Source organism: Aeribacillus sp. FSL K6-1305 (genome assembly GCF_038050115.1).
Lineage (GTDB): Bacteria > Bacillota > Bacilli > Bacillales > Aeribacillaceae > Aeribacillus > Aeribacillus composti.
Genome location: NZ_JBBOQV010000002.1, coordinates 134,070 through 152,361 on the forward strand (window position 1 = coordinate 134,070; position 18,292 = coordinate 152,361).

The window sequence follows — 18,292 nt, forward strand, 5'->3', positions numbered from 1 at the left end:
CTTTCGTTTTGAGAAATAGCGAACTTTTCATGAGTTAACCTCTTTTGTTTCTACTAGAGTTCTATATAGAGGCAGCGAATGCATTCTTAAATGGTTCTGTAAAATATAAATAAATGAAAAATTTTACTTGGTGTGACAAAAAAAGGGAGGTAAAATGAATATTAAGTAATTGCAATATATTGTATAGGTTTAATAAAGAATTGGTGATTAAAATATTTAACCATACCTGAAAAAGCAGTTTTCGTACTTCTAAAGAAGGCGAAATATTAAAGAAAATAATACGTGATGAAGCCTTTTTTAGTTGGCTTAGAAGTAAAGACGAGTTTTTATCTAACGCTGCTAAAGAGTTTATTTTGATCTTAAAACTCAGCTTACTTCTCTTCCCAGCTAGACTACTAGATACTTCATATTTCTGATGATGATTTAACAGCTTTTAATCGAAAAAAAGGATCATTATTTTTGAAAGAAGGTGCGAAAATGATTAAGGAGCTTCATCGTTCTTTAATGGAAAATTTCGAACAATTGGTTTCGTGGAGAAGATATTTGCATCGTCATCCTGAGCTTTCTTTTCAAGAGGAAAATACACCGAAATTTATTGCAGAGAAGCTTTCCTCCTTTGGGATTGAGGTAAAAACCGGAATCGGCGGAAATGGAGTTATCGGAATGATCAAGGGCGGAAAAGAAGGAAAAACCATTGCCTTCCGCGCTGATTTTGATGCGCTTCCGATCCATGAAGAGAACGACTCTCCTTACAGATCGTCCGTAAAAGGAGTTATGCATGCCTGCGGCCACGACGGACATACAGCAGCTCTCCTCGGGGTTGCAAAAGTATTAAGTGAAATCGATCGCAGCCGTTTAAAAGGCAACATCGTATTCATCTTTCAGCACGCGGAGGAAAAACCGCCCGGCGGCGCCAAGTTTATGATTGAAGATGGATGCCTGGACGATGTTGACCTTGTATTTGGCGCACATGTTTCCACTGATATTCCGTACGGCAAAATAGGCTTACGAGAAGGACCCGTTATGGCTGCTGTCGATGCATTTACGATTCAAATAAAAGGAAAAGGAGGCCATGGGGCCCGTCCGCATGAAACAGTAGATGCTCTTGTCATCGGCAGCCAAATTGTGAACTACTTGCAGCAAATTGTCAGCAGACGCGTGAATCCGATAGATTCAGCTGTTGTGACAGTTGGTGTGTTTCAAGCTGGAACAGCTTTCAATGTCATTGCAGAAAACGCTAGAATAGAAGGGACAGTAAGAACATTTAATCCAAACGTTAGGAAGCAAATTGAGGAAGAGATCAGAGCGATTGTTCAAGGGCTATGCCAAGCTTCGCACGCAAGCTACGAAATTGATTATTTAAACGGCTATCCTCCAGTTATCAATCCTAGAAATGAAACCGAACAATTGCGAGCCATTATTAGCGAGACGTATGCATCTGACTGTTTTTATAATTATCAGCCGTCAATGGGAGCAGAAGATTTTGCATACTACTTAAAGCATAAACCAGGTGTTTATTTTCATGTCGGTGCAAGAGGAGACGATCCAAAAACTCATTATCCTCATCACCATCCCCGCTTTGACTTTGACGAGCGTGCGCTTCTCGTCTCAGGGAAAATATTTTTAAGTATTGTCAATCATTATCTTTTACAATAAAAAAATGATGTCAATTAAAAGTGGTGCAACAAATTCGAAATGTACATTGAAACAACAACAACAATGATGATTTTATAGGAAATGGCGTAAAACCCCTATGCATTTAGCCTAGGGGATGTAAGCTCTAATGACCTTGTTCTTGAATATATTTTTGGATAATCTCTTTGCTTACATTTCCAATACTACAAGAAAAATATCCATCACTCCAAAAGGTTCTTTCTTTCCAAAAATGTTGAGAAAGATATTCGTTATGCTTTTGCCATATTCGATAGGTTGTAAGTTGCTTCAATAATCTAACGATTTCAAGAATGCTCCATTTCGGAGAATAACGAATCAAAATATGAATATGGTCTTGGTCTATTTCTTGCTCGATAATTTGCCAACCATAACGATTAGATATAGATTCGATTTCGGTTTTAATATCATCACCAACTTTTAATAATAACTTTTTTCGATACTTACAAACAAATATCAAATGGCACAAACAGCTATGAAGAGTAAATTTATCAATTTCTGGTAGTATTGTGGAAATACGACTTATTCACAATTGGTAAAATTTTCCAGTTAAATTTATTTACAAAAAGGGTCAAAAAGAACCAATTTTGCTTATTTTTTTAAAAAATGTGGATAACTTATTTTTGTTTGTTGTGGATAACTTTTTTTCTTTGCCAAACATCACATCCTTTGGTACAATTAATTCGCTAGGTAAACCTAATTTGCATAGGTTTTCCCAGTTGTGCGATATCCTCGTCTGTTAGTGTTTGCCCACGGAAGGCTTCTAACAATCGCGAGGATATTTCTTTTATCGTTTTCTTCATGCTTCTCAATATTTTTGACCCATGCTCATGTAACACCATGATAATCTCTGTAATTTGGGTTAATAGGTAGTGATTTTTCATGGCATTGTAATCTTGGCTGCTTGCGTGTTCAATGTGGTAGCGCAGGTTTTTTTGTCTGTTAAACCCCTCATTCTCTATTCTCCAGCGGCTTCTGCCAGCGTTCATCAGTTTCTTTGCATTGTTTTTTGTGATTTTTATATCTGTGATAAAGGTAAATTTTTGTTTTCTTTTTTCATCTTCTAATTCGCATTCGAAAACATTCACCCCAAAGCCTCTGTAATCAATATCGTTCACCCAGGTGATTTCCCCTCGCTGTTCGCTTTCACGTATCTTTACCACATTGGCTTTCTTGCCTTCCTCCTCTTCCATATTTTTTAACGCTTGAAACTCATCGGTGATGCTTTTAATACGATCTTCCTTAAAACGGAATAAGTAGTTCCAATTATTCGCCTTGCATTGTTTAAATACATTTTCGCAGGCATAAAGACTATCGGCAATCAGACAGATAGGCAGTTTTTTAAAGGTGTCTTTCAGTCTAGCAGTCAGTCGATAAAAAGCATTCAACTCACAATCTTGCTTTTCCACGTCCTCTGATTCATTTTCAATAAACTCGGAGGCCACACTTAGTACCATATTTCCCACAATTAACTTGGCTTCCAAGACATGATGCATGTAGATGGTCTTTATTTTTTCTTCACCCGTTTCCTTGTCTATGTATTTGCGCTCCCGTTTCAGGCAGTGTTCACAATGTTTTTTGTCAAAAGTAAAAATACCGGTCCCATCTATGGCAATACCCCAGTATTTCCCGTTGATACGATAGGATTCAAAACACCTCTTTTTGAATAATTTCTTGATCATATCGATTCGGATCCTTTCAAGTTCTGCCGGGTTCACTCGTGCCAAAAAATCATTGATTGTGTCATAATGGGGCAGTTCTTCCAAATCTTCATTCCCCAACAATTTCCCCAAATTTTTAATGCACTCTTCCTTATTAAATTCGTTTGTCATTTCGCGCATACTTTTTAAGTTGCATGCATTTTTCAAAATAACCATCATCAAAAGGACTTCCGTGTCATAGGTGATATAGCTTTGGTGCCTTGGATCATCAACATCTTTAAGTAATTTGTTCAAATTTTTAAAAAAGTGATTTTGCGTTTTTAGCAACTCGAATAAATAATTTACCTCTTTTTCCATTTCACGCTTTTCTTTCCTCGTTACCATAAAAAAATCCCCCCAAATGCCAATATATTAGGTTTTTTATATACCCTTATTATCACATATTTGGCAAAGTTTGGGTGGAATTATCTCGAAGAATTTTTACTCTTCAGGGCTGTGGCACAAAAGTAAATGCTTACTGTGATTTTCAGAAATGTATTCCATTATTTTTCTAAACCTTTACGAATTAATTCGTAAACTGCAACTGAAAAATTTTTAATATTGTTCTTTTTTTTGTACTCTTCGATTCTTGTTACTAAATCGACAGGAAATTTAATTAATTTTGGTATACGTTCCATTTTACAATCCTCCTCGGTATATACTATTGACATATTTTTTAATTAAGTATATACTTTTAGTATATATTAAAGGAGGTAAAAAATCAATGATTGTAAATAAAGCATATAAGTTTCGGCTCTATCCGAACAAAGAACAAGAAATATTAATTAATAAAACCTTTGGGTGCTGTCGATTTGTATTTAATCATTTTTTAGCAAAATGGGATAATACTTACAAAGAGGCAGGAAAAGGGTTAACTTATAATTCTTGTTCTGCTCAGTTAACACAATTAAAAAAAGAATTAACTTGGCTAAAAGAAGTGGATAGTATTGCACTTCAATCGTCATTAAAAAATCTTGCTGACGCTTATTCCCGTTTCTTCAAGAAACAAAACGATAAACCACGTTTTAAGTCCAAGAAAAATCCTGTTCAGTCTTACACGACAAAGTATACAAATGACAATATTGCTATTGATGATAATAAAATCAAGCTGCCTAAACTTGGATGGATTCGTTTTGCAAAGAGTCGTGAAGTAGAAGGTCGCATTCTCAATGCAACAATTAGACGTAATCCAAGTGGAAAATATTTTGTATCCATTCTTGTAGAAACAGAAGTTCAGGAATTACCTAAAACTGACTCTGCTGTTGGCATAGATGTCGGCTTGAAAGAATTTGCTATTCTTTCAGATGGAACGATTTACTCTAATCCTAAGTTTTTTCGAAGATTAGAAGAAAAATTAGCAAAAGCACAACGGATTCTATCAAGACGTAAAAAAGGTGGTTCTAATTGGAACAAACAACGAATTAAAGTTGCTCGTATTCATGAAAAAATCACAAACGCTAGAAACGATTACTTGCATAAAATCTCCACCTATATTGTCAAAAACCACGACATTATCGGGATGGAAGATTTGTCTGTAAGTAATATGTTAAAAAATAACAATCTTGCTAAAGCAATTAGCGAAGTATCATGGTCACAATTTAGAACGATGTTAGAATACAAAGCGAAATGGTACGGAAAGCAAGTTGTTACCGTATCGAAAAATTTTCCATCCAGCCAGCTTTGTTCGTGCTGTGGCTACAAAAACAAAGACGTTAAAAATCTTGCATTGCGTGAATGGGTGTGTCCTAATTGTCATACCCATCATAACCGAGATATTAACGCAAGTTTAAATCTTCGCAAGGAAGCCTTGCGATTAACCGTAGGAACTACGGGGATAGCCTAATCAATTAGAGTTCGGTAGAACTCTGTACTTAGGAATCCACTACGGCTTTAGCCTAGTGGTAGTTCAAGTAGCGAAACTGTCAACAAGCAAATGCACATTCTGTTCAGCCGCTTCGATCCATACGTTAAAGAAACGCAAACAAAAAATGCGAAATTTTGTACGCAAAGTAATAGTTTACAAGGAAATGCAGGTTTTCTGTTTTAAGGAGAAAACCTGCATTTTCAATAAATTTTTGAAAACAGCTTACGTACATTTTTCGCGTTTTATTTCTATATTTCTTGAGAGCTGTTTTTGGTGTATAATAATGTTCATTGAGCTTAAAATTTCCCATTGGCGAGCTACTCGCCTGGGACTTTTATTTTTTTCTTTTCCGGTGTGTTACTCCATTTGAAAATCTTATTTAAAAACTTGTAAATATTTTTGCTTTCTTTCGCAAGTAGCGGTCCTACGATCGCTAAAATAAGAACATAAAGGGCAGTAAAAGGAGTTAAAATGGGATTTAATCCTGCTGTAATTCCTAAATTTGCAACAATGATCGAAAATTCTCCACGAGCCATAATGGTTAAACCAATATTGGTAGAAGCTTTATGGGATAGCCCCGCTTTCCTCCCCGAAATCATACCAGCTACAAAGTTCCCAGCAATTGTGAGTGCGGCAGCGCCTAAAGCTAACCAGATCGCACCAGCTAATGTTGATGGATCAATACTCAATCCAAAGCTGAAAAAGAAGATTGCGCCAAAGAAATCTCTAAACGGAACTACCATATGTTCAATGCGGTCTCGATAGTCAGTTTCTGAAAAAACTAGACCTAACAGCAATGCGCCAATCGCTTCTGCAACATGAAGGGTTTCTGAAAACCCAGCAACAAAAAACAATGTAGCAAATATAACAATAATGAAAATTTCGTCAGATTTAATATTCAACCATTTATTTAATAAAGGCGAACCTTTTCGTGCAATGAAAAAAAACAGCAGCATATAGCCAACCGAAATAAGAACAGAGGTAATGATACCGAGGACAGAAGTAGAGCCGGCAAGCAAGACACCTGACATTGTGGTTAAAAATAAAGCAAGGAAAATGTCGTCAAATAAGATGATCCCAAGGATTAACTCTGTTTCTGGATTTGCTGTTCTTTTTAAATCAACAAGGACTTTGGCGACGATTGCACTGGAAGACACGCTGACAAGCCCAGCAATAATAAGAGTCTCCATCCATGGCATCCCGACGATAAATCCATATAAAAGGCCTAAAACAAAATTGATTGCTACATAAAGACTCCCGCCTACCACAATATTTCGGCCTGATTTCATCAATTTTCCAACAGAAAATTCCAAACCTAAATAAAAAAGCAAAAACAGAACACCAATGCGTCCTAAAAATTGGATAATTTCTTTACTTTCAATAAAGGTTAAGTCGATAATCCCAATCGTTGGGGCATGCGGGCCAACAAGCATACCTAGGACAATCAGGAAAGGGATAATGGAAAATTTAAGCTTATTTGCGATAATAGCTGCAATTGCAACAAGGACAAGTGCTGTACCAACTTCAAAGACTAAATGATCCATCTATAAACCCTCACTCCTTTCCTTTGTTCGATAATAAGTTGTTAACTAGTTGTTTTAGTTGGTTTCGTTCTCCTGAAATTACTAATGTATCGCCTGCCTCAATCACCGTATCCGGACCTGGGTTGTGTGTCTTCTTTGTCTTTTTTTTCTTAATAGCTATGACCGTAACTCCATAATTGTTTCTTATATCAATCTCACCGATCGTTTTATTCACAACAGGTGCACCAGGTTCTACTTGATACCATTCAATAATTAAATCATCAAACGCAAAGTCAACGGTTTCTAATGCTTTAGGTTTATATGCCATTCCGCCTAAAATTCCAGCAATTTGTCTTGCTTCTGAGTCATCAAATGTGGCAGTACTTAAAACCTCATCATGATCATCTGAATCAAAATGATAAATTTCTCTCCGTCCATCATCATGGATGACAATAACAAGCTTATCTTGGTTCTTTGTAATAATTTCAAACTTATATCCAATTCCAGGAAGTTCACTTTCTCTAATATTCATGCAAAAATTCCTCCTTATAAATGTTTTAAATGAATGGATTAAGGTTGTTGAATATTAAAGGTTTACATCAATTTCCGTTCTAATTTTTTCATCTTTCGAAATTCCTAGATATTTGAGTGTTTCAGAAGGAGACGAATGGTGAAAATATTTCTGAAGCAAAGAAATGGCGACTCCTCGTTTATAGGCATGAAATCCAAAGGTTTTACGCATAGAGTTCGTTCCAATTTTCCCTTGTATGCCGACCGCTTCTGCGGCACGATGGATAATGCGGTAAGCCTGTTGACGCGTGATGGGCTTTTTCGTTTTCGCGGACTGGAATAAATAATCTTCGCGGTTCAATTGTCTCGATTGGATATAGTGGAGAATCGCCCTTTTTACTTTTTGGTTGAGATACACTTCCTTAGTCGTTTTAGATTCTTTATGTGGAAGCAGATAAAAATCCTTTATGTAGCCGTCATCCCCCAAAACATCTCCTACTTTTATTTCCAATATTTCTGTGATCTTTAAACCGGTATTGATGCCAAACACAAAGAGTACATAATCTCGCTCTGAATGCTTTTTTAAATATCTTTTCATGGCATTGATTTGTTTTATATCTCTTAGAGCTTCAACATATTCCATATAGTTATTCCCCTTAATCCACGTTACTTAATACTATTATATACTATTATTATGTAACACGCAAACAAAGCTTTGTATTTTAAGACGAAAATAAGGGATAAGGTAAACAAACTGTTGTTTTTATGTTTAGCAGTTCTGTTATTCCTAAAAAAGAGGAATTTTAATATGTAATCCTGCCCGTTTCAAGCCTTCTTTAAACAATTTTGCATACAGTATTTTCTTTATTCCATTTCATAGGAAACAATTTAGGTACCTGCTTTAAATCTTGCACTTTTATGAATTTCGCTTGAACCTCATCGCTTCCCAAATTTCGAACTGCACCTTTGTCCTTTTGCGGCATGCCCTAAACCCATATTGTGCGCCATTAAAATAATCGTTTTTGCTCAATATCACAAAATCATCAAGAAAAGACTGATCTATTTCTAGAAAATCGGCTTATTGACGCCCTCATTAATGTTTTAGAAACGTTGATATATCGGTGTTTATGATTTTTTGTTTTCAATGGCGATTTGACTTTCTAAGACAGCCCCCAAAGTCATCACAACCAAGCACAATTGAAAGAAACAGTTATGCTATACTTTTATATAAAAAAATGACGATTTTTCGTTCTGTTTGTGGCACATGATAAAGACGTTTTGAACTGGGGTGAAAAGCCAATGCACATAAATGGAATAGAAGTGAAAGGTAAAGTCGTCGACAGACAATCTCGTTGCAAGCATTACCATAAAGATGTGGATATTATTGCAATCAAATTTTATTGCTGCCAGACTTATTATCCATGTCATAAATGCCATGAGGAAGAGGGATGCGGAAATCCACAAGTTTGGCCCAAAGCCTTGTTTGATGAGAAGGCGATTTTATGCGGCCATTGCGGGAAAGAATTGACTATTAATGAGTATTTGCACAGTGCATATCAATGCCCGAACTGCAATGCGCAGTTTAATCCAGGCTGTGGACTTCACCGTCATTATTATTTTGAAACTTAAAAAATTCATTTCAAAACGCATTACAAAAAGCCATTTCAAACTTACATTTATCAAAGTTTGAAATGGCCCTCATTTTTTAAAATAGACGTGTGTTACATACAATCTCAAAAACTAACTAAATTTTAAACTGCTGTATTAATCGATCAAAATCCATTGCTTCTTTATCCAAATGTTTTGCTGAATTTGCTACTTCCTTCATAGAAGAATTAGACTGTTCAGCAGTAGCTGTCACCTCTTCTATTCCAGCTGCAGATTCTTCTGATACAGATGCAATACTTTCAATGGATTCTCCCATTTTTTTCGTATTGTCAAGAACACTGTTAATCGATTCTGACATACCGCGAATTTTATGCGAGACTTTTTTAATGGTCTCTTTTAGTTCATTAAAGATATCACCTGTTTTGGAAATAGTTTCCGTACCTTCTGCTACGTTTCTATAGCCATCCTCCAATGAAATAACAACATTTTTAGATTCAGTTTGAATGCCTTGAATGATAGAAGTAATTTCCGAAACAGAGGAAGCTACCTGTTCTGCAAGCTTGCGCACTTCATCAGCGACAACTGCAAAACCCTTTCCATGTTCTCCTGCTCTCGCAGCCTCAATCGCAGCATTCAACGCTAAAAGGTTGGTTTGATCGGCAATTTCTTGGATGACGTTAATTAAATTGGCAATATCGTTTGTTTTTGTATCTAACCCTTTTACCATTGCGAGTGAACCTTGAATTTTCGCATCAATTGATTCCATTTTTTCGATTGATTTTATCATTGCCTGACTGCCATCCTCCGTCAGAGTAAGCATGGAGTCTGAAAATGTCTGCACTTCTTGTTGATTTTTTAACACATTTGTTACGATCGATTCAAATTCATTCATCTGTTCTAATAGCTCTGATGCAGAGTTCGCTTGTTCTTCAGCACCGCTTGATAATTCCTGCATGGTAGAAGCAATCTGTTGGCTGCCTTGCTGAACCTCTTCGGAATATTGTGACAGCGTTCTGCTTTGTTTGCTTAAATTGCCTGAAACATTTGTCATATGTCCAATAATCTGATGCAAGTTTCCTTTCATTTTATTCATAGCATTGATTAATTGGCCGATTTCGTCTTTACCGTCATAAATGACTGCATGACCTTGCAGGTTCCCGTCTGCGATTTGATTCGCCATTTTTACTGCTACAAGTAAATTTTTCCTTATAGTCCGCGTAATAAGAAAAACCACTGTTACCCCGAGAACGATTGATAAAAGGACAGATAAAACCAATATGAGTAGGCTGTGCTGCATAACATTTAATGTTTGATTGACAGCTACAATGCGTTCTTCCTCTACGGCCTTTGTCAATTGATCTAGCTGAGCAACTGTTTCTGTACGCAATTCAGCGATTTGTTCTCTTAACTTGCCGATTTCTTCCTTGTTTCCACCCTTCAAAGCCGGAACTAGCTGGTTTAAAAACAGATCATTAATCATTTCCTTGTTTGTTTCAATATTTGCTAATAAATCCCGTTGATTTTTAGTCTCCAGTTGAGACTCTATTCCCTTCTTTTTGTCTTCATACTCCTGCATACGATCATTAAACTCTTGCAAGTTTTTTTCATCCATTGTATTTATATAATCGGCCACTCGTATGTCAGCAGCTCTGAAAAGCGAAGCCATTTCTGTTATATGTACAGCCTTTTCTCCTCTACGGTCAATTTGTTCAATGTTGTTTTTTATTTGAAAAAATTGGTTCCCTATAATAATAGACGCTATAATAAATAATCCCACTGTTACGATCAAACCAATTGAATATTTCCAGCCAATATTTAAATTTTTATACATCCGTATCATAATAATCCCCCTCGTACCTTCTTATGTAACTTTTTTTCTTTTTCTAGTTGGAGGTTACACATCGGCAAAGAACGTATGAAATCACTAAAATGAAAGCGGCAAAGCAGGAAGCTATTTGAATATAGCCGTTGCAAAAGAGCCGGAAAATACTAAAAAGAAAACAGGTAAACCAGAAAGCACTTAAGCTGCCGCATAACCAAAAATCTTTCTATTTTTAGCACCGACTAAAATATAAAAACAACCATTTCGGGAAAAATGCAATATAAAATCTTTCCGAATGGCATCACGAATAAGAAGCAAGCCGAATGCTAACCAAATAGATAAAATATTTTTCCTTTAGAAGCTTATATTCATTATCGTCTCACCGCTTTTTCAAGCCATTGGAAACTCCCCCTAAACCAGCCTCTGATTCATGCAATGCTAATTTCTCTTGCATTATGACAAAAGCACTAGTATATGTTTCATTTTAAACCTTTACAAAAATATTTTCATTAAAAAACTTAAGGATTACAACAAACTTGGGCAATAAGGCACTCAACACAAATTATTGTGAAATTTCAATCTCTTCACATATCTAAAAAGATGTGACAATTCAGACATGTATAAAGCAAAGGGGGATATGGAGTATTTTAACCCACGCATCCGTATTGGATGCGACTCAATGTTTTATCTAAACTAAGTGGGATATAAAGATTTCAATCCACGCATCCATAAAGGATGCGACGGGGTTTGGTCTTCGGTTGTCTGCTGCAACGCATATTTCAATCCACGCATCCATAAAGGATGCGACGTTTTTGCTGGCGCTCTGTTAATGCGCTGTCTGAATTTCAATCCACGCATCCATAAAGGATGCGACGACTTGACGCTGCTCCTGCTCGAAAAAATCCTCGTATTTCAATCCACGCATCCATAAAGGATGCGACTTTATGCTGCGCATGAGGCCACAGAAAAGTTAAAAAATTTCAATCCACGCATCCATAAAGGATGCGACTGCAAAGCCTTCTAAAATGAAATTGTAAAAGAATATTTCAATCCACGCATCCATAAAGGATGCGACGCTGTCTCTAATGAAAACTGTTCAAATGTCAACTATTTCAATCCACGCATCCATAGAGGATGCGACCGAATTATAAACGACTAAAGGAGGAACGTCAATATTTCAATCCACGCATCCATAGAGGATGCGACAATGTCGGGAGAAAAAGCGAAAGCAACTTCACAAATTTCAATCCACGCATCCATAGAGGATGCGACGGAACTGCCATTCTTTCGTTACCCCCCTTTCATATTTCAATCCACGCATCCATAGAGGATGCGACTGTGCGCCTTTTATTGGCATACAAGCGAGAAAGGATTTCAATCCACGCATCCATAGAGGATGCGACTTAACACAAACAACTGTATACCTTGTTTTTGGTTATTTCAATCCACGCATCCATAGAGGATGCGACATCAAATTTGTTTTCAAAAACATCGCAAACAAATTATTTCAATCCACGCATCCATAGAGGATGCGACGCTGCTGGTTTTTCTGTTGGGATTAAGAAAAACACATTTCAATCCACGCATCCATAGAGGATGCGACTTCAATAGGGACTAATTGAGGTTTACCTTTCAAATTTCAATCCACGCATCCATAGAGGATGCGACGACCATTAGGACAGTGTATAAATATGATAGAAAATATTTCAATCCACGCATCCATAGAGGATGCGACGTACGTCCAAAATGCCTCCGTATCCCTTCGTAGAATTTCAATCCACGCATCCATAGAGGATGCGACATCAAATTTGTTTTCAAAAACATCGCAAACAAATTATTTCAATCCACGCATCCATAGAGGATGCGACGCTGCTGGTTTTTCTGTTGGGATTAAGAAAAACACATTTCAATCCACGCATCCATAGAGGATGCGACTTAAAGTATGACAGCATAATGTGATATCTACCCTATTTCAATCCACGCATCCATAGAGGATGCGACTACATTTCCACCGAATAAAGGAGTTTACAAAAACGATTTCAATCCACGCATCCATAGAGGATGCGACGATCCAGAGCAAGCGGATAAAAAGATTATGAAAGATTTCAATCCACGCATCCATAGAGGATGCGACGCATACATTCAATTCAAGAGTGGCTGTCTTACTAATTTCAATCCACGCATCCATAGAGGATGCGACACGAGATTCTCGCTATCGATAAAAAAGGTATCGGCATTTCAATCCACGCATCCATAGAGGATGCGACGTGCTAACCGATTCGCCTTTAATTATGTCGGCGCATTTCAATCCACGCATCCATAGAGGATGCGACGGTTGTTGGTAAAAAGGTTGATACACCGAAAAAAATTTCAATCCACGCATCCATAGAGGATGCGACGCCGAGCGCAACGGGTTTTACTTTGACGAAAAAGATTTCAATCCACGCATCCATAGAGGATGCGACATAGGCAATCGCACCGTCTTTCTCTTCTTCGATATTTCAATCCACGCATCCATAGAGGATGCGACGATTCTCAATAACCGGCCATATCTGTCTGTTTCATTTCAATCCACGCATCCATAGAGGATGCGACTTTGAGTTGTTACATAAAATATTACCAACAGTACAGATTTCAATCCACGCATCCATAGAGGATGCGACGCTGTACTAGTGTCGTATACTTCTGTTGCAGACTTATTTCAATCCACGCATCCATAGAGGATGCGACGTTCCCATTGTGCCATTGCTGCAACAAGAGTGATATTTCAATCCACGCATCCATAGAGGATGCGACCTTATCCTTAATAGCAAACCTATGTTCATATAGAATTTCAATCCACGCATCCATAGAGGATGCGACGCTCGGAAAGGACAAAAAAAGTTTGGAGGAAAAGTATTTCAATCCACGCATCCATAGAGGATGCGACGATAATTTAATTATACATAAGCCTTTAAATCATATTATTTCAATCCACGCATCCATAGAGGATGCGACCTGATCGAATTGAGATCGGCGCTGTGATGGATTTAATTTCAATCCACGCATCCATAGAGGATGCGACGTCTTTTGCAGAAATACCTTCATCAACGTAAAAGCATTTCAATCCACGCATCCATAGAGGATGCGACTTTTTCCGGATTGTCCTTCAACTCTTCAATATGGTATTTCAATCCACGCATCCATAGAGGATGCGACTGTTTTGATATTGCTTTAATACTCATACCATCAAATTTCAATCCACGCATCCATAGAGGATGCGACGGCCGACCTTGTGCAACTGGTTCCCCATAGACAGTATTTCAATCCACGCATCCATAGAGGATGCGACACCAGTCCATTTCGGTTTGTAAAAATTCGGTACTATTTCAATCCACGCATCCATAGAGGATGCGACTGATCGCAGCTGGTTTAAATCCAATTCCAGGAACGATTTCAATCCACGCATCCATAGAGGATGCGACGCAACAAAGGCAGCATGGTAATTCGAGCGTTGCAATTTCAATCCACGCATCCATAGAGGATGCGACATGGGAAAATCAGCAGACCAGAATCTTTGATGGTATTTCAATCCACGCATCCATAGAGGATGCGACGTGGGTGCAGGCAAGGGTAACAGAGCAACAAATTAATTTCAATCCACGCATCCATAGAGGATGCGACGGTCATAGACGGAGATGAATATTATAAAACGAAAATTTCAATCCACGCATCCATAGAGGATGCGACTTATAAACCTAAAATCGAACATACATTCTGAAAGGAATTTCAATCCACGCATCCATAGAGGATGCGACGTATTCGAAGTATGTCCATAATACCATTTGTCACAATTTCAATCCACGCATCCATAGAGGATGCGACGTTCTGCTAACCTTCGTTGCGATCTGATCAGCCTATTTCAATCCACGCATCCATAGAGGATGCGACGCCGGAGATCCCGTCGAACAGATCCTTCCGGCAGGATTTCAATCCACGCATCCATAGAGGATGCGACAACAGCAAACCGTTCATATTTTCACCTCGCAAAAGATTTCAATCCACGCATCCATAGAGGATGCGACTTCAATAGTCGGTCTTTATCGTGCTGAAAGCTGTATTTCAATCCACGCATCCATAGAGGATGCGACGGCTTTACCGGTTGCTTGCCGGTTTATATGAGCGAATTTCAATCCACGCATCCATAGAGGATGCGACTGCTGCGTCCGTCGCAATTACCCGACAACCGATTGAATTTCAATCCACGCATCCATAGAGGATGCGACGCCGGACGAAACGCAAAAGCCGTATGTAACGATTATTTCAATCCACGCATCCATAGAGGATGCGACGAGCATACAAATAAGGCTGGAGCAACTAATTTGGTATTTCAATCCACGCATCCATAGAGGATGCGACTGACACACTGACATATACCCAGTCCGAGCGATTCGATTTCAATCCACGCATCCATAGAGGATGCGACGAAAACTTAACTTTTCCAACGTTATCTAGCGCATATTTCAATCCACGCATCCATAGAGGATGCGACGGGGAACAGATAAATTTCCTTATGTTTTTGATCAAATTTCAATCCACGCATCCATAGAGGATGCGACAGCGATTTTTTCTCAAAATTACTTAAATTGATGTAATTTTGACAAAAAACCGCCATTTTCTTTATAAAAATAAAGAACTTTTTTCAAAAAAAAATAAAATATGGCAATAATTTCAAAAAAATCAGGTGCGAATGCATCAAGAATTTCAAGCTCACTATACATTCGCACTAAAAAATTATAGGATCCTCTAAATCAAGTGATGCTTTCACACCTATATGCTCTACTCTAGACTTATAATTGTTTCCTAGTTGATAGAACCTGAGACTATCTTTATTTTCATCAATAATATTGGTAAGTTCTAATTTTAAAGCTGTAAATTGGGCTGCATCGACGTTACATTCAAAAACTGAATTTTGGACTCGTTGGCCATAATTTTGGCATACTTTTGACACTTTCCTTAATCTTTTTTGTCCTGCACTGCTTACAGTACTAACATCATAAGTTATTAAAACTAACAAAATTTACACCTACTTCCATAAAAATGGTGGATACTCATCCAAATCATCACGTAAATGACGGGCCAATAGTAAAGCTTGTGCATGTGGAACTAATCCCCAAGTTATTTTCTCGCCTAAATATGGATGTGTTATCTTGTCTTGTTTTCTATTTTGCCATGCAGATAAGAATTTCTTTCTAGCTTCATCTGTCATAATTACAGCTCCATTTTCTTTTTTTATAAAATCCTCTTTGTTAACAATTTTTTTATTAATCAATGTTAAGACAAACTTATCTGCGTAAACACCCCGCAATTCTTCCATTACATCTAAAGCTAAAGATGCTCTTCCTGGTCGATCTCGATGCAAAAAACCAACATATGCATCGAGACCAACCCCCTCCAACGCTGATGCCATATCATTTGCCAATAACGTATAAGCAAATGAAAGCATTGCATTCACGTTATCTAATGGCGGTCTTCGTGATCGCGAGTGGAAATAAAAATCCTCTTTTTGCTGTAATATCATCTGATTAAACAGTTTATTGTAACTTATAGCAGCTTGCCCTTCCAAACCTCTTAATCTTTCTAAATCTTCACACTCTCGCACATCATGAATGATAGATGATAAATGTTGAGAGATTTCTTTAAAAAGAGCTACATCCACTCGTAATGGATAATCTCTAGTCATTCTTTCTATTATCCATTTATTGTTATAAATCTTTCCAATAATGAAGTTACGTGCAATTTTTACCGACATAACTTCATCTTCAGACACACGATATTGTTTCTTTCTAAGGATGACGTTACCTTTGCTTTTTCCGATCACTCTTGCCAGAAATCGACCGTTCTTAGTTAAAAAAACTAATGAAATATTTTTTTCTGCACAATATCCCATTAATGCAGGACTTGCACCAGTATAGCCAAAGGATACGATTGATTCTAAATTATGAAGCGGCAATCTACCTATCTTCTCATTCTCTTTTAAAAGGACAATATTATCGCCGTCTAATGATAAATAAACATCTGATTGAGTGATAAATAATGTGTTAAGCAGTTTTTTCATTCTTTTATCTTTCCTTCAATATAACTTTTTACAGTCCGCTTATTCATTAAATTTGGCAAACAAATATTTTGGAGGGAACAGTTTTTGCAAAAAGATCCAGTTTTCACTTTAGGCGTATACTTGCGCTTATAATGATCATGCATTTCTAAGACAATTGACCTTACTTTATTTTTATTTTCTAATGTTATAGGTATTTCTACTCTCCGTTTTATCTCGTTATAAAACATATATCCTATGTTTATTTTGCAAAGTAACATTTCCTCTAAACACATAACTTGTGCTGTTAATTGCAATATATCTGAATCATCTATTTTCGGCTTTCCTCGTTTATATTCTATAGGATAGGCAACATATTTTCCTTCAGCACCCACTATTTCTACACCATTATTATCTTTAACAAATTCAACAACATCACAAACACCGGTAATTTTCAGTTCATTTGACTTTACAGGCATTGCACGAACAATCAGTTTATTGCCACGCTTTTCTCGAATAAATGGCTTGTCAGCTTTTCGGTGAAGATATTGCCCTTCAATCGTTCTTACATTTTCTTCCCATTGCTGTTCAATATGAATGAGAGCCCATTGGCGTCTACAAAATTGAAAATGCTGAATACCGGACAACATTAAATAAATTTCTTCCTCATTATTTACCATCGATGACCACAGCTTTTAAACCATCTAGCTCATTTAAAGTGATCGTATAATCATCAATCGATTTTGGTTCTTCCACATTTTTTTCAATTTTTAATAAACGATGAACTTTAGCGGAAGAATATTGTCCCAGTTTTGAATTGTGCTCCCACCAATAAACTTTGTGCACTTCCATGCTTCCTTCAGGTCTCGCAGCAGATGCGTCATTCTCAAACAATGTAACAAGAGCTTGTTGGATTTTTAGAGCATCTTCATTTGTAAATCCTGTTTTTTCTGCCAATTGCGTATTCATACTGCCGTAAAAAACATACACACCAAAATCAACACGATGCTTCATTCCCATAGTGTCAGAGCTGCGTTTTTCATTTGTTACAGAATTTACACTTTTTGTAATCTGCATGCTGACAATATCAACAGGGTCGACACTTGTTGCCGTATGGATTGAAACAGGACCACGAACACCGACAGATAAATCGGATCCTTTAAAGGCAAAAACTTGACCAAAGGCCCGGACATCTATCCATAACTGGCAAGCTATCTTCGCAAACTCTTCACTTGAGCCGTTTTTAGAACTCATAATTTTCTTTAATTCCGGGTGTGCTTCTGCACGCTCTTTTAAACTTTTAAAATCATCGACTTTTCGATCATTCGATTGAACGAAAATGGACTCTCCCATATCCTGCAGTCGATTTCTGATTTTCCGTTTAATGGCCACATCCGAAATCTCTCCATGTCCGTCATAATTTTGTCTCGGACGGTTTCCATTCAATGGATCTCCATTCGGATTGGCTTTTTTAACCGATAATACAACAGCAAAATCAATTTTATGATCTAAGATTGACAT

14 protein-coding genes and 1 CRISPR repeat array are annotated in these 18,292 nt (G+C 37.3%); of the genes, 3 read left to right on the forward strand and 11 right to left on the reverse strand.

Annotated features, from left to right (window positions below):
• The first annotated feature begins 477 nt into the window (after positions 1–477).
• Positions 478–1,656, forward strand: coding sequence for a M20 metallopeptidase family protein (locus NST97_RS10510; protein WP_066250069.1), 1,179 nt, complete (start codon positions 478–480; stop codon positions 1,654–1,656).
• A gap of 124 nt (positions 1,657–1,780) precedes the next feature.
• Here the strand turns inward: NST97_RS10510 and tnpA are convergent, their stop codons facing one another.
• The 3 genes from tnpA to NST97_RS10525 form a co-directional block, all read right to left on the reverse strand.
• Positions 1,781–2,197, reverse strand: coding sequence for an IS200/IS605 family transposase (tnpA, locus tag NST97_RS10515; RefSeq protein WP_341343551.1), 417 nt, complete (start codon positions 2,195–2,197; stop codon positions 1,781–1,783).
• A gap of 160 nt (positions 2,198–2,357) precedes the next feature.
• On the reverse strand, positions 2,358–3,716 hold the full coding sequence (locus tag NST97_RS10520) for a transposase family protein (protein ID WP_341343141.1): 1,359 nt from the start codon (positions 3,714–3,716) through the stop codon (positions 2,358–2,360).
• A 158-nt stretch (positions 3,717–3,874) separates the two neighbouring features.
• Entirely contained in the window at positions 3,875–4,009 is a 135-nt protein-coding gene (locus NST97_RS10525; RefSeq protein ID WP_264467635.1) for a hypothetical protein, read from the reverse strand.
• 86 nt (positions 4,010–4,095) lie between these two features.
• Between NST97_RS10525 and tnpB the strand changes: the two genes are divergently transcribed.
• Positions 4,096–5,214, forward strand: coding sequence for an IS200/IS605 family element RNA-guided endonuclease TnpB (gene tnpB / locus NST97_RS10530; protein WP_339193944.1), 1,119 nt, complete (start codon positions 4,096–4,098; stop codon positions 5,212–5,214).
• A 338-nt stretch (positions 5,215–5,552) separates the two neighbouring features.
• Here tnpB and NST97_RS10535 read toward each other — a convergent pair whose 3' ends face one another.
• The 3 genes from NST97_RS10535 to NST97_RS10545 are packed head-to-tail and all read right to left on the reverse strand — an operon-like array spanning position 5,553 to position 7,911.
• Positions 5,553–6,779 carry a cation:proton antiporter gene (locus tag NST97_RS10535; protein WP_144598418.1) on the reverse strand — a complete coding sequence of 409 codons (1,227 nt, stop codon included), beginning with the start codon at positions 6,777–6,779 and terminating at the stop codon, positions 5,553–5,555.
• Between the two features lie 10 nt (positions 6,780–6,789).
• Entirely contained in the window at positions 6,790–7,290 is a 501-nt protein-coding gene (locus NST97_RS10540) for a cation:proton antiporter regulatory subunit (protein ID WP_066250077.1), read from the reverse strand.
• Between the two features lie 54 nt (positions 7,291–7,344).
• Complete coding sequence (locus NST97_RS10545; protein ID WP_130157422.1) at positions 7,345–7,911, reverse strand: tyrosine-type recombinase/integrase; 567 nt, start codon at positions 7,909–7,911, stop codon at positions 7,345–7,347.
• 656 nt (positions 7,912–8,567) lie between these two features.
• Here NST97_RS10545 and NST97_RS10550 point away from each other — a divergent pair.
• The gene (locus tag NST97_RS10550) at positions 8,568–8,897 is read left to right on the forward strand and encodes a CHY zinc finger protein (protein WP_066250083.1); all 330 of its coding nucleotides are present in this window, start codon (positions 8,568–8,570) and stop codon (positions 8,895–8,897) included.
• 115 nt (positions 8,898–9,012) lie between these two features.
• On the opposite strand, the gene NST97_RS10555 is transcribed toward NST97_RS10550, so the two are convergent.
• The 5 genes from NST97_RS10555 to cas7c form a co-directional block, all read right to left on the reverse strand.
• Positions 9,013–10,716: a methyl-accepting chemotaxis protein gene (locus NST97_RS10555; RefSeq protein WP_144598419.1), complete on the reverse strand. Its 1,704-nt coding sequence runs from the start codon at positions 10,714–10,716 to the stop codon at positions 9,013–9,015.
• Between the two features lie 626 nt (positions 10,717–11,342).
• Positions 11,343–15,296: a CRISPR direct-repeat array (repeat unit 32 nt; unit sequence ATTTCAATCCACGCATCCATAGAGGATGCGAC).
• Between the two features lie 167 nt (positions 15,297–15,463).
• Complete coding sequence (gene cas2 / locus NST97_RS10560) at positions 15,464–15,754, reverse strand: CRISPR-associated endonuclease Cas2 (protein ID WP_094244427.1); 291 nt, start codon at positions 15,752–15,754, stop codon at positions 15,464–15,466.
• A gap of 9 nt (positions 15,755–15,763) precedes the next feature.
• Positions 15,764–16,795 (reverse strand): type I-C CRISPR-associated endonuclease Cas1c, encoded by a 1,032-nt coding sequence (gene cas1c, locus NST97_RS10565; RefSeq protein ID WP_094244426.1) that lies wholly within the window; start codon positions 16,793–16,795, stop codon positions 15,764–15,766.
• Positions 16,792–17,451, reverse strand: a complete 660-nt coding sequence (gene cas4 / locus NST97_RS10570) for a CRISPR-associated protein Cas4 (protein WP_340882142.1) — start codon at positions 17,449–17,451, stop codon at positions 16,792–16,794. The genes cas1c and cas4 overlap by 4 nt, the downstream gene beginning before the upstream one ends.
• The gene (cas7c, locus tag NST97_RS10575; protein ID WP_094244424.1) at positions 17,441–18,292 is read right to left on the reverse strand and encodes a type I-C CRISPR-associated protein Cas7/Csd2; all 852 of its coding nucleotides are present in this window, start codon (positions 18,290–18,292) and stop codon (positions 17,441–17,443) included. The genes cas4 and cas7c overlap by 11 nt, the downstream gene beginning before the upstream one ends.